The organism is Psychrobacter sp. bablab_jr014, from assembly GCF_016464015.1.
In the GTDB taxonomy this organism is placed as follows: Bacteria; Pseudomonadota; Gammaproteobacteria; order Pseudomonadales; family Moraxellaceae; genus Psychrobacter.
On sequence record NZ_JACDXT010000049.1, the window covers coordinates 128,212 to 141,416 of the forward strand.

The window sequence follows — 13,205 nt, forward strand, 5'->3', positions numbered from 1 at the left end:
GTGCGGCATCATTCATGCCAGCAAGGTCTAGAAAAGCTGAATGGTTTTTCATCATAAAATCCTTTTTTTGATGGTGAAATACTGTGCGTCGTGTACAGTGTGGCCTATCCCGATAATTCGCCTGTAGCGAGACGTAATGTTGCGCCTGTCTTCGCTTGTAGCGCCTCAAAACTAAGCCCGTCCACCATATCGCGTACCATTAATCCCTCATCGGTGACATCAATCACTGCCAAATCGGTATAAATGCGATTGACGCAGCGCTCGCCTGTGATGGGTAGGTTCAGTTTTTCAACGATTTTGGGATCGCCGTTTTTGCTGACATGATCCATGATGACGTACACTTTTTTGGCACCAACCGCCAAATCCATCGCCCCACCGACCGCAGGAATGTCCTTGGGACGTCCCAAAAACCAGTTGGCAATATCGCCATTTTCAGCGACTTCAAACGCACCGAGCACACATAAATCAATGTGTCCGCCACGAATCATGGCGAAAGAATCGCCGTGATGAAAATAGCTGCCGCCTTTAAGTAGCGTAATGTACTGCTTGCCTGCGTTAATCAAATCGCCGTCTTGGTTGGCTTCATCGGGCGCAGGTCCCATGCCGAGTACGCCATTTTCACTGTGTAAAAAGATGTCTTTATCCTTGGGCAAAAAGTCTGCCACCTTGGTCGGCTGTCCGATGCCCAGATTAACGTACATGCCCTCTTCAATATCTTCAGCGACGCGTTTGGCAATCTCATCAACCGAGCGTGGTGTATAGTCACTCATTATTGTTCTCCTTTAATACAGACCACTTCGTGTACGAAGATACTGGGGGTTACGATATGTTCGGGGTCTAAATCGCCCAATGGCACAACCTCGGTCACTTGTGCGATGGTATGCTTAGATGCGGCTGCCATAATTGGGCCAAAGTTACGCGCGGCCTTGCGGTAGGTCAGATTGCCCCAGCGATCACTTTTATAGGCTTTAATCAGTGCCACATCGGCTTTAATCGGATACTCAAGTACATAATCCACGCCATCTATGGTGCGCGTCTCTTTGCCTTCGGTAAGCAGTGTGCCATAGCCTGTCGGCGTGTATACCGCACCCAATCCACTGCCACCTGCTTGGATACGCGCCGCGAGTGTCCCTTGTGGCACGACCTCAAGCTCAATCTCGCCTGCCCGATACAGCGCATCAAAAATATAAGAATCATGCTGACGTGGAAACGAGCAAATAATCTTGCGCACGCAGCCTGACTTTAATAACAGCGCCAGTCCCGTTTCGCCATTGCCCGCATTGTTGCTGACGATGGTCAAATCCTTGGCGTTGCGTTCAATCAGTGCATCAATCAATTCAGCAGGCTGTCCTGCCAGCCCAAAGCCGCCGACCAATACCGTATCGCCGTCTTTTACATGGTGCATTGCCTCTATAGCAGATGCCGTCACTTTATTTAACATTGAATCATCCTTTAAAAAGTTAAATAACCAAAATTTCTGAGTCTCTACCTAAGGCTTCAAAAAGCTTCTACTCTAAGGCTTCAAAAGGCAAGCCCACATAGTTTTCGGCGATGGTGGCTTTGCCTGCTTCCGAATGAATAAAGTAATCAAACTCCGCCTGCTGAGCACGAAAATCAAAACGCCCTGCGCTATGAAAGCGATGCAGCAGCATGGTCATCCACCACGAAAAGCGCACGGCCTTCCATGTACGCGCAAGGCAGATTTCTTGATAACGGGGAATCAAATCGGTGCGCTGGTCTTGGTAAATTTTGACGAACAAGCGATAAGCGGTATCAACATCGCTGGCGGCGAGGTTTAAGCCTTTTGCGCCTGTTGGCGGAACGATGTGCGCGGCGTCTCCCAGTAAGAATAGGCGACCATATTGCATGGTTTCGCAGACATACGAGCGCAGTGGCGCGATGCTCATCTCAATCGCAGGTCCTGTCACCAAGCGCTCTGCCATCTCAGGAGGAATGCGCTGCTTTAGCTCATCCCAAAACTTTTCTTCGTTCCAATCTTCGATTTTGTCGGTGTCGGGCACTTGGATGTAGTAGCGGCTGCGGGTGGGTGAACGCATGGAGCATAGCGCAAAGCCGCGCTCGTGCGCGCAGTACACCAGCTCTTCATTGACAGGCGGCGTGTCGCTCATGAGCCCCAGCCAGCCAAAGGGATAGACTTTTTCGTATTCTTCTAATTGATTGTCGGGAATGGATTTGCGCGAGACGCCATGAAAGCCGTCACAGCCTGCAATGTAATCGCAGTCGAGACGGTGCAATTCGCCTTGGTGCTCATAAGTGACATACGGCGTATCTGACTCAATATCGTGCAGCTCGACTTTCTGTGCTTGATAAATGGTAATGCCGCCTGTCTGCTCACGTGCTTGCATCAAATCACGCGTGACCTCGGTCTGACCATACACCACGACGTGCTTGCCGTCGGTGTATTTTTCCAAATCGACATGAAAATGCTCGCCTTGGAAGCTAAAATCCGTCCCTATGTGTATCAGCCCTTCTTTGTCCATGCGCTCGCCTGCGCCTGACTCACGAATCAGGTTGACCGTTCCTTGCTCCAGCACGCCTGCGCGGATACGTCCGAGCACGTACTCGCCTGTTTGCCGCTCTAAAATGACGTTATCAATACCAGCCTTAGTAAGCAGTTGACCGAGCAATAGCCCTGAAGGCCCTGCGCCGATGATGGCGACTTGTGTTTTATTTTTCATAATATCCCTCTCGTTACGCGATACGTCTATGTATTCGCCCTATAACTTTCTATGCTGTTTTTTCGCAGCTTACCCAGCAATGGGCGCCTGTTAAAAATCAAAAAATACCGTCTCATTATCGCCTTGCAGATAAATATCAAAGCGATAGCGTGGCACATCGCCACCTGATTCTTTGGTTGCAATTAAGGTTTGGCGGCGCGTCACCGAGGGCACGCTGTTTAAAATCGGGCACGCTGCGTTGGCATCAGCCTCGTCCTCAAAATAGGCGCGGGTTTGCAAGTGCAAATTGATACCGCGAGCAAAAATAGCGATATTTACATGCGGCGCCATTGGCTTACCATCAAAATCAACCTGCCCTGGTTTGACGGTATAAAAATGAAAGTCACCATCATTGGCACAGGCACTGCGCCCAAAACCACTAAAGGCTTGTTTGTTATCAAAGCGGCTGATGTAATTGCCCTCACTGTCGGCTTGCCACAGCTCAATCAGCGCATCACGCACCATATCGCCGTTGCCATCAATCACGCGTCCGACCAGCTCAATGCGCTCACCTTTCGCGCCGTCTTTTGCCAATGTTTCCCAAATTTCATCATCGCGCGAAGCAAAACCTGCAATCTCAAGCGCCAAGCCGATATGCACAAAGGGGCCAGCCGTTTGCGAGGCCGTCTCACGTAGCAAGCCACTGTCGTCTTGCAATTTATATTGGCTATACATGATTTACTCCTCAAAATAAGTTTGTAGGGCGCCGCGCACCACGATGTCAAAACGATAAGCCAAATAGTCCATCGGGCGACTGTGCGCCATGTCCAAGCGCGCCGTCATCGTGTCAACCGCATCGACGTCTTTGAGCACTTGTACAATCGGACACTGTGGAATCAAAGGATCGCCCTCAAAATATAGCTGGGTGATTAAACGCGTAGAAATCGATGGGCCCATGACAGACACATGAATGTGCGCTGGACGCCATGTATTCACACCATTTGGCCAAGGATAAGGGCCAGGACGCACAGTACGAAAGCGATAGCGGCCTTCGCCGTCCGTCATGCAGCGACCAACGCCACCAAAATTGGGATCCAAGGGCGCAAGGTAACTGTCTTTTTTATGACGATAGCGCCCGCCTGCATTGGCCTGCCACATCTCAACCAGCGTATGCGGTACAGGTTTGCCAAATTGGTCAATGACTTGACCATGTACGACGATGCGTTCACCAATAGGCAGGCCTGCTGCCTCGCCTTCGGTACGAAAATTCATGAGCAAATCATTGTCATGTTGTCCCATGTCAAGACCTTCAAAGGTCGGGCCGCTGCGTTCAGAGGGACTACCACGGTGCAGGCTCACCAAACCTTGGCGGGGCGAGCGCGCAATCGAGGTTTTGTAGCCTGGGGTGTAGGCTTCTGGCTGCCAGTTGCGGTCGCGCGGTAGAAAAAAAGGATAAGGTTGACTCATGATAATGCTCTCCATAGATATCAGGCAGACGGTTCCATGTTGTCTGCAAAAAGACGTTAAAGGACGGGGTTGCCCCAGCCGTTATTTTTCGCTAAAGAAAAGGCATGATTGGCCGCAGGAACGCCTGCATAGATCGCCACATGCATCAGTACTTGTTGCAACTGCTTTTCTTGAATGCCAAGGCGTTGGGCGGTGCGCAAATGCAGCTCAAGCTCGCCATCACGCCCAAGTGCCGCCAATATCGCGGTGGTAATCATACTGCGCTGTTGTACAGTTAAACTGGCATCGCCCCACAGCTCGCCCCATGCCGTACGTGTAATAAACTGCTGAAAGGGACTGTCTAATGTGGTGGCATTTTTGGAGGCGCGCTCGACATGAGCGTCGCCTAGAATGCGTTTACGCTGCACAAGGCCTTGTTCATAACGAACGCCTGTCTGTCCAAGGGTAGCGCGGTTACTGTTCGCCTGAATATGAGCGACCAAGCGACTGGGCGCTTCGATTGACGGTACGTGCCCCACCGCATCAAAAATGCTCAAACTCGCTTCGGCAAACTGAGCTTGCAGCGTCTCCAGTGCCGCAACTGGCGTTGAGACATCGTCAGCACCCGCGATAAGGGCGACGGTATCGGTATAGCTGGCGAGATTGTCACGATTGTCCATTTGCGCAATCGCTTCGCACAGTTTGGCGTAGCTCTCATCGTCATTGCGTGACAGCTGTACTTGCCAACCTGCCAAAGCATCAGGGTGCGCTTCAACATAGCTGGGTGAAAACCAGCGCGGTACGATGGTTTCTGCCATTTTCCCAAGACCGATATCACGCACTTTGGCAGCGCGCTCCGCCCATGCTTCAGGCGTGCCAATGACTGCGCCTGTATTGGTCAGCCATACTTGCTCTAAACGCTCGCCAGCGATTTGGCACAGGCTTTGACCAATCATGCCGCCAATAGAGGTGCCAATAAAACAAAAGCGTTCAATACCTAGAGCATCAGCAAGGCTCAAGGCATCTTTTGCTAATGCCTCGATGCTCACATTCTTACTTGCCGCGCCACTACCGCCATGCCCTGGCAAATCCCAGCGGATGCAGCGATAGTGACCATGCAGCTGATCGCAAACGCTGTCCCAGACGCTTTGATTCATGCCCAGTGGATGTGCCAGCAATAGTGCAGGCAGGTACGTCTCACCGCTGTCGTGATAAGCAATCAGATGCGTGTCCGTGTTTAAAAAGGCCATGATTATGCTCCTGCTCTTGATACAACAAGGGCGATACCTTGCCCAACGCCAATGCACATGGTGCAAAGCGCGCGTGTCTTGCTGGTGCGCTGTAGCTCATGCACCGCTGATATAAGGATGCGTGCGCCCGATGCGCCAAGCGGATGACCAAGGGCAATAGACCCGCCTTTTGAATTCAGACGTGGGTCGCGGTCATCGAGTCCGAGCTCACGTGAGCATGCCAATACTTGCGCGGCAAAGGCTTCATTTAACTCAATAACATCGATGTCATCTAGGCTGAGATTCAGACGCGCCAGCAGCTTTTTGGTGGCAGGCACAGGGCCGATACCCATGTGTGTTGGGGCAACGCCTGCGGTCGCCATACCTTCGATTTTGGCGATAGGTGTCAGTCCGTATTTTTGTACCGCTGCCTCGCTCGCTATCAACATCGCCGCCGCACCATCGTTGATGCCCGAAGCATTGCCAGCTGTAATGGTACCGTCTTGATAAATGGGTCGTAGTTTTTCGAGCGCGGCCATAGTGGTGTCGGGACGTGGATGCTCATCCGTGTCGACAACGAGCGGATCTTGTTTGCGGCGGGGAATGGTAATCGGGGTAATCTCGGCAGCGAGCAGACCCTCTTGTTGCGCTTGCGCGGCCTTTTGCTGCGACCAAAGCGCAAAAGAATCTTGGTCTTGGCGCGAGATATGATAATGCTCAGCAAGGTTTTCAGCGGTGCGCGGCATGGCTTCTGTGCCATACATGGCATCGAGCTGCGGATTGATAAAGCGCCAGCCCATCGTCGTGTCTTGTAAGGTTTGGCTGCGGTCATAGGCTTTTTCAGGTTTGCCCATAACAAAAGGCGCGCGGCTCATCGACTCCACGCCACCTGCCAATGCCAACTCTATCTCTCCGCTTGCAATGGCACGATACGCTGTACCGACAGCGTCCAAACTAGAGCCGCACAAGCGATTAATGGTGGTGGCAGGGACTTGCTCGCTCAGGCCTGACAACAGGGCACTCATACGCGCCACATTGCGATTGTCTTCCCCACTTTGATTGGCACAGCCCATAAAGCAATCATCAATCTTGCTGTGATCAAAATCTGGTGCATCGTCCAATACGGCCTTGATAACTTGTGCCAACAAATCATCAGGACGGACAGCGGCTAATGCACCGCCATAGCGGCCGACGGCTGAGCGTTTTGGATGACAAATATAGACTGCAGTCATACGTCTCTCTCCCTAGAGATAATACGAGCAAGACTCGTAATACGGTGATTCCTATTACCATAATGATTCAACAATCATTCTCTTATTTGTTCTATATTAGAATAATTGTTCGTATAGTGAACTAAGCTACACTCTTTTTTTTTGATTGTCAATACAGAAAAACGTCCAGCCGCCCAAAAACAAAAAAAAGACCCGATGGGGTCTTTTAGCGAATTCATTGAGACATAAGACATGCTATGTACGTTTTTAAGTTATCACTGTAGGCACGTCCTAAGACCTACCTTTGTTATTTATCCCCTATTGTCTCCGATAATCACCCGTATCGCATCTGAATCCGTCAGTTCTGAATTCAACATCTGAGCGTAGCGCAAGGTCGCATTGGCATGCTCTCTCATGATGTTTTCTGCTCTAGCGCCGTGACCACAGCTCATCGCATCAAAAACCGCATGGTGCTGCATGTGGGCAAAGTTAAACCGCCGATATTCTCTTGCCAGATTGTCTTTATCAATCGCGAGCGAGCTGACCGAAGCAAAAGGAATATGCTCACTGCCCTTTTTTGCAATCTCAATGGCAGGATTATGACTGGCCGCAATAATCAACGCGTGAAACTCTTGGTTAATCTCGTGATAAACCTCCAAATCCTCTTCGGTGACATAGCCTTTGACAAACAACTCATCCCCTCTGATAAGGCACGTCAACATTCCTTTACGGTGTTCTGCTGACAACCCCCGCTCAGCGGCTTGCCTTGCCGCCAACCCTTCTAAAACCCCGCGTACTTCTACGGCGCCGTTAATCTCTTCAGGCGTAATTTTGCGGACGCGATAGCCGCGATTTTTGAGTTTAATGAGCAGCCCTTCTTGCGCAAGCACGCCAAATGCGATACGTATCGGTGTGCGGGAGACGCCAAGACGTTCAGCCGTCGGTATTTCCGCAATACGCGAGCCTGCCACCAGCTCGCCAGAGACAATCATTTGTCGTAATGTGCTGATCACATATTGTCCTGCTTCGCTCATTAACACCTCATCATTTGTGAATGTTTTAAAAATATAGCCAATCATGTCACTCTAGAATAACACGCCAGCAATATACCCAGTGCGCGCTCATTAAAGATTTGTCATGCGATTTTTCTTAATTCTATCCACTTAGACATTTTTTTGCTAACCATGCTAAAGGCACTGCCAAACCAAGCTAAGCGCATAAATGCCCTTATTCTAAACCCTATCAAATTGGCACAAAGGAACCTTCATAATTTGCTTATTGTATCCAATTTACCCAAATTTCAGTAGACAATCTCTATTTTTATGTTAGATTGGATCCAATTAAACGGAATTTTACAAACAAAAGGAGCTTGTTGTGTTTCCAAAAAATTGCTGGTACGTCGCTTGTACACCTGACGAATATCAAGAAAAACCACTCGGTCGCACCATCTGCGGCGAAAACATTGTCTTTTATCAAAGCGACACAGGTGTCGCCGCTGTCGAAAACTTCTGCCCGCATCGCGGCGCGCCCTTATCCCTCGGTTATGTTGAAGATGGCCTATTGGTCTGCGGCTATCATGGTCTAAAAATGGGCAGTGACGGCAAAACTGCTGCCATGCCTGGTCAGCGCGTGCGCGGTTTCCCCTGTAATAAAAGCTATCCTGTCGTCGAGCGTCATGGCTTTGTCTGGGTATGGACGGGCGATAGCGAGCTTGCCGATGAAGCAAAAATTCCAGAATTAGAATGGGCAAACCATCCTGAATGGGCGTATGACGGCGGTCTGTTCCATATCAACTGCGACTATCGCCTTATGATTGATAACCTTATGGATTTGACCCATGAGACCTACGTTCATGCCAGCAGTATCGGACAAGAAGAAATCGATGAAACCCCTGTTCATACCACCTCTGAAGGCGACATGGTTATTACCAGTCGCTTTATGGAAAACATCATCGCGCCGCCTTTTTGGCAAGCGGCCTTACGCGCAAACCACTTAGCCGATGACGTGCCTGTAGACAGATGGCAGATTTGTAAATTCACCCCGCCCAGTCATGTGATGATTGAGGTTGGCGTTGCGCTGGCTGGAAAAGGCAGCCACAAGGCAGACCCTGAGCATAAGGCAGGCAGCATCGTCGTTGATTTTATTACCCCTGAGACGGAAACCTCAATATGGTATTTCTGGGGTATGGCGCGCAACTTTAAGCCCGAAGACACCGAGCTAACAGCGCAAATTCGTCAAGGTCAGCATCAAATATTTAGTGAAGATTTGGAAATGCTCGAGCGACAACAGTTAAATCTGCTCATGTATCCTGAACGCAAATTATTAAAACTAAACATTGATACAGGCGGCGTCATGTCACGGCGTATCTTGGACAAGCTCATCAAAGAAGAAAACCAACTGATAGAGAGCGTTAATCTATAGTCAAGTTAATTCAAAAATAGTACAGCGAGATTAAATACTATTTTTTGTAGCCTCTGGAGACGAAGTCACAGCAAGCAAGAAAAATAGTATTTAGTTGAGCGTATATCTTATGCTGTATCAATTTTATCTGAGTTCTACTATATAAGCGTCGATATGAACACCGTTATCAAATGACAATTGAATAAATAACGGGCTAAAGACGCTGGTATGTCGCCCGTTAAGGATACCTATCATGATGGAAGTTTTGGTAAAGTCAAAAGAAATGATCGCAAGCGATATCTGCCTTTTTGAGCTGGCAAGCGCAAATGATGAGACGCTGCCGCCGTTTAGTGCGGGCGCGCATGTGGATGTCACCATGCCAAGCGGCATCACACGCCAATACTCGCTATGCAATCATCCCCTTGAGAACCACCGTTATCAAATTGCCGTACTCAAAGACCCTGCCTCGCGGGGTGGATCAATAGCGATGCACGAACAAATCAATATCGGCGATCGTATACAGATTAGCGAACCCAAAAATCTGTTTCCACTCGCTCATGACGCTAAGAAAAGCCTGCTCTTTGCAGGGGGTATTGGCATCACGCCCATATTGTGTATGGCAGAGCGACTGGCGCATTCGGGCGCCGACTTTGAGCTGCATTATTGCACGCGCAGCCCAGCCAAGACCGCCTTTATCGAGCGCATTCAGGCATCAAATTTTGCAGATCGCGTGCATTTTCATTTCGATGACAGTGACGCGGTGCAAAAGCTGGATGCCGCCGATATCCTTAGTACGCCACAAGCAGATACGCATGTCTATGTCTGCGGCCCTACTGGGTTTATGGAGCATGTGCTTGACACTGCAATAGCGCAGCACTGGCCAGCAGAACAATTGCATCGTGAGTATTTTTCGGCAGCGCCCATCAGTCACGAAGATGATGGTAGCTTTGAAGTACAGATTAGCAGTACAGGGCAAGTCATCAACGTGTCCGCAGAACAGACCGTCATCGAAGCACTTGAAGCCTACGGTATCGAAATACCTTTCTCTTGTGAGTCGGGCATTTGCGGTACATGTTTGACGGGTGTATTAGACGGCATACCCGACCACAAAGACTCTTTTCTTACTGAAGAAGAGCAAGCGGAGAACAATCAATTTACGCCCTGTTGTTCACGCGCAAAAAGCGCTCAGTTGGTGCTCGACATCTAGCTTTAAAAAGGTAAAGACAAGTCATTCAAAAAATCACTAGCCCATAAAAAAGACCCTATTCGGGTCTTTTTTTAACAACGAGTAATCCATCAGACTTTACAAGCGGCACTGGCTTCTTGCGCTTTTTGATACACCGTTTGTGCATCTAAGCCCAAAGCGCTGACATCATTCAGATACTTTTTCGTCCCTGCTTCTAATGGTGCTTTCCATTGTGGGTCGTTCAGTGGGTCAGGAATATTAATCATGGTATGGCCTTTCTCTTGTGCTTCAGCCATATACTTTTTGTCTTGAGCGTCAAAGACGCTACCTGCTGCTTTTGCCATGGCCATGCCTGAGTTATCATCGATGACCTTTTTGAGATCATCAGGCAAGTTATTATATTTATTTTTGTTCATCGTGACCATCATAGCAGAGCTATAGAACGGGATATTGGTGTGCGTGTTGGTCAGCTCAATCAACCGAAAAGCTCCCATCGCATCCCATGTTAGACTTACCCCGTCTAATACGCCGCGCTGCAAAGACGTATACAGGTCAGTGGCTGGCAAGCCGACTGGCGTCCCTCCTGCCGACTCAATAATATCGCCTGCAATCGCTGAGGGACGACGGATACGCAAACCACTTAAATCACTGGGTTTACGAATCGGTCGATCGACGGTGTGAATACCGCCTGGACCTGTACCCATCATAAACAGCAAATGCGTGTCGTCGTATTCTTGAGCAATGACGCCCTCATCATACAGCGTTTGTAGCATGCAGTTCATCTGCGTGGCGGAGCTGGACAACCCTGGCAGCTCGGCAACTTGGGTCAAAGGAAAACGACCATTGGTATAGCCTTGCAGCTGAGTGCCAATATCAATCGTGCCTTTTGCCGCAGCTTCATAAGTGGCATCAGGTTTGCTTAGAGTTGCAGACGGATAAATCTCGACTTTGATTCTGCCGTTTGAGTCTGCTTCAATTTTTTTAGCCCAAGGTTCAATGATTTCGGTGTGCGCCGCGGAGGTCGCTGGCCATAAATGTGACAAACGTAAAGTGGTGACCTCGTCATTACTCACTGAAGCACCTGTCGCAGTCTCATTCGACTGTGAGCAACCCGCCAGCGCCAGCAAAGCCGCTAATGTTAAACCCATCGGCAGTTTTTTTCTCATCGTAAAGTCCTTTTTTGCGTATTGAGATACAGTGAATTTGCTACAAACTTAAAAAATGCTTTTTAAGAAAGTTATTTATTGAAGGCTATGTACAGGCAAATATCCTTATGTTTATGCCCGCCACCGACCCAAATGCTCTATTCCCCCCTGTAACGCTATAGCCCTAGCCCAACGTTTATCTAATCCAGTTTGGGTCAATACGCTGCATCAGACGATAGTATGCAGGCCATTCAGGCAGCCGTACCTGTGCGCCCGCTTGAGCATCGCCCTCCTCAAACTGCGCTCGGGTACGCCGCATTGCTTCTGGACTCGCTTGCAGTAGCTCTGCACCTGTTGCCATCGCCTTGAGCTGTACCTCGCAGCCTTGTATCAGCTGATACATACGTACAAATGCTGAGGCGACATCGTGACCTGTAGTGATGACGCCGTGATTGTTTAGCATCAGGGTATGGTTGGTCGCGCCTAAGGACTTAACCAAGCGTTCTTGTTCTGACATATCGAGCACAATACCTTCAAACGGATGGTAGCCTACTCGCTCAAAAAAGATATAAGCCTCTTGGAACAAAGGAATAAACCCGCAGGACAAAGCGCTCACCGCTTGTACATCAGCATTGTGCGTATGCATAACGCAATGCACATCATCGCGCCCTTTGTGCAAGGCGGTGTGTATCACATTACCTGCCTTATTGATGGGGTATGGAGAGTCATCGACCTTATTACCATCAAAGTCTATTTTGACCAAGTTTGAGGGCGTCACCTCGCTGTATAACAAGCCAAAGGCATTGATAAGGATGTGTTCTGTACCCGGTATGCGGTACGAAATATGGTTATAGACCTGCGTGGTCCAGCCATAGTAATCGACCATTCGGTAGCACAGCGCAAGCTCAATACGCGCCCGCCATTCGACCTCGCTATAGCCTGCTGGGGTAACCAGCGATGTAAAAATATCTTCCATAATATGCTCCTTATGCAGGCTGCTCGCCCATCACTACCGCGCGGTACATCTCGCGTCTATAACCCTCATAGTCATTGAATGCTTGGTGTAGGCAGATGCGGTTATCCCACATAATTACCGTATTGTTGTACCATTTTAGGCGGCAGACAAATGACTCTTGTGTCGCAAAGCTCGCCAAAAAATCCAATAGCGGGCGCGATTCGGCCTCAGTCATGCCTTCGATACCACAGGCGTAAGTCTTGTCCACATACAATGACTTTTCTCCCGACACAGGATGCGTTCTGACCAAGGGGTGATACGACCCCTCTATCATCTTTTGGGTATCGACATCGAGCTCTAAACTGCCAAGCTCGCTGGCTTTTTTGTCCGCGCGCTCGGCATGCATGGAGGCGACCACGTGCTTAGCGCTCATCCACACCTTGAGCGGCGCTATCATCTCTTGCATGGCAGGGCTTAGGCTGTTGTACGCCAAGACCGTATTGGCAAATAAGGTATCCCCGCCAAAAGGAGGCATGTCTTTGCCATAGTTGATGGCTATAGACGGCGGACGCGGCAAAAACGCAGAATCGGTATGCCAACCGCTACCAAAGACCATCTTGGTCTGTACGGTCGCCTCTTTAATCACGGGCTGAATGTTTTCGTGTCCCTCGACGCCTTTGGTATAGGCATCGGTGCCAAACTCACCAAAGCGTAGGGTCAAGTTTTCATGGTCGGTGAACGACAAGTCTTGGTCTCTAAAAAAAATCAGTTTGTGCCGATAGAGCGCCGACTCAATCTCACGAAACGCCTCATCGCTTAGGTTGCTTAAGTCCACGCCCTGTATTTCTGCGCCCATCGCCGCTGCTAGAGGCACGGCCTTAATATGCTGATAGTCTTTAGCGCTGTTATCAAAGCGCCCTATTGGGTGGGTAATGCTTCTCATTATGTTCATCCT

General features: G+C 49.5%; 13 protein-coding genes. 2 read left to right on the top strand and 11 right to left on the bottom strand.

What is annotated here, in order from left to right; all coding sequences use genetic code 11:
- Nucleotides 1–104 precede the first annotated feature (104 nt).
- The 8 genes from JIE71_RS11380 to JIE71_RS11415 all read right to left on the bottom strand — a co-directional run bounded on the left by JIE71_RS11380 (nt 105) and on the right by JIE71_RS11415 (nt 7,598).
- Nucleotides 105–770, bottom strand: coding sequence for a 3-oxoacid CoA-transferase subunit B (locus JIE71_RS11380; protein WP_199508828.1), 666 nt, complete (start codon nt 768–770; stop codon nt 105–107).
- Nucleotides 770–1,441: a 3-oxoacid CoA-transferase subunit A gene (locus tag JIE71_RS11385; protein WP_199508829.1), complete on the bottom strand. Its 672-nt coding sequence runs from the start codon at nt 1,439–1,441 to the stop codon at nt 770–772. Before JIE71_RS11385 ends, JIE71_RS11380 begins: the two co-directional genes overlap by 1 nt.
- A gap of 67 nt (nt 1,442–1,508) precedes the next feature.
- On the bottom strand, nt 1,509–2,702 hold the full coding sequence (gene pobA / locus JIE71_RS11390) for a 4-hydroxybenzoate 3-monooxygenase (RefSeq protein WP_323126936.1): 1,194 nt from the start codon (nt 2,700–2,702) through the stop codon (nt 1,509–1,511).
- A gap of 87 nt (nt 2,703–2,789) precedes the next feature.
- The gene (gene pcaG / locus JIE71_RS11395; RefSeq protein ID WP_199508831.1) at nt 2,790–3,413 is read right to left on the bottom strand and encodes a protocatechuate 3,4-dioxygenase subunit alpha; all 624 of its coding nucleotides are present in this window, start codon (nt 3,411–3,413) and stop codon (nt 2,790–2,792) included.
- A gap of 3 nt (nt 3,414–3,416) precedes the next feature.
- Nucleotides 3,417–4,148 (bottom strand): protocatechuate 3,4-dioxygenase subunit beta, encoded by a 732-nt coding sequence (gene pcaH / locus JIE71_RS11400; protein ID WP_416232033.1) that lies wholly within the window; start codon nt 4,146–4,148, stop codon nt 3,417–3,419.
- A 53-nt stretch (nt 4,149–4,201) separates the two neighbouring features.
- Nucleotides 4,202–5,374: an alpha/beta fold hydrolase gene (locus tag JIE71_RS11405; protein WP_199508833.1), complete on the bottom strand. Its 1,173-nt coding sequence runs from the start codon at nt 5,372–5,374 to the stop codon at nt 4,202–4,204.
- Between the two features lie 2 nt (nt 5,375–5,376).
- Nucleotides 5,377–6,585 (bottom strand): 3-oxoadipyl-CoA thiolase, encoded by a 1,209-nt coding sequence (gene pcaF / locus JIE71_RS11410; RefSeq protein WP_199508834.1) that lies wholly within the window; start codon nt 6,583–6,585, stop codon nt 5,377–5,379.
- 290 nt (nt 6,586–6,875) lie between these two features.
- Nucleotides 6,876–7,598, bottom strand: a complete 723-nt coding sequence (locus JIE71_RS11415) for a GntR family transcriptional regulator (protein ID WP_199508835.1) — start codon at nt 7,596–7,598, stop codon at nt 6,876–6,878.
- A gap of 340 nt (nt 7,599–7,938) precedes the next feature.
- On the opposite strand from JIE71_RS11415, the gene JIE71_RS11420 reads away from it, so the two are divergent.
- Together JIE71_RS11420 and JIE71_RS11425 are read left to right on the top strand one after the other, a co-directional pair.
- Nucleotides 7,939–8,985: a Rieske 2Fe-2S domain-containing protein gene (locus JIE71_RS11420; protein ID WP_199508836.1), complete on the top strand. Its 1,047-nt coding sequence runs from the start codon at nt 7,939–7,941 to the stop codon at nt 8,983–8,985.
- A gap of 232 nt (nt 8,986–9,217) precedes the next feature.
- The gene (locus JIE71_RS11425) at nt 9,218–10,171 is read left to right on the top strand and encodes a PDR/VanB family oxidoreductase (protein WP_199508837.1); all 954 of its coding nucleotides are present in this window, start codon (nt 9,218–9,220) and stop codon (nt 10,169–10,171) included.
- A gap of 89 nt (nt 10,172–10,260) precedes the next feature.
- Here the strand turns inward: JIE71_RS11425 and JIE71_RS11430 are convergent, their stop codons facing one another.
- The 3 genes from JIE71_RS11430 to JIE71_RS11440 all read right to left on the bottom strand — a co-directional run bounded on the left by JIE71_RS11430 (nt 10,261) and on the right by JIE71_RS11440 (nt 13,193).
- Nucleotides 10,261–11,316: a TRAP transporter substrate-binding protein gene (locus JIE71_RS11430; protein ID WP_199508838.1), complete on the bottom strand. Its 1,056-nt coding sequence runs from the start codon at nt 11,314–11,316 to the stop codon at nt 10,261–10,263.
- A gap of 175 nt (nt 11,317–11,491) precedes the next feature.
- Entirely contained in the window at nt 11,492–12,271 is a 780-nt protein-coding gene (locus JIE71_RS11435; RefSeq protein WP_199508839.1) for a class II aldolase/adducin family protein, read from the bottom strand.
- Between the two features lie 10 nt (nt 12,272–12,281).
- Nucleotides 12,282–13,193 carry a TauD/TfdA dioxygenase family protein gene (locus JIE71_RS11440; protein ID WP_199508840.1) on the bottom strand — a complete coding sequence of 304 codons (912 nt, stop codon included), beginning with the start codon at nt 13,191–13,193 and terminating at the stop codon, nt 12,282–12,284.
- Nucleotides 13,194–13,205 lie beyond the last annotated feature (12 nt).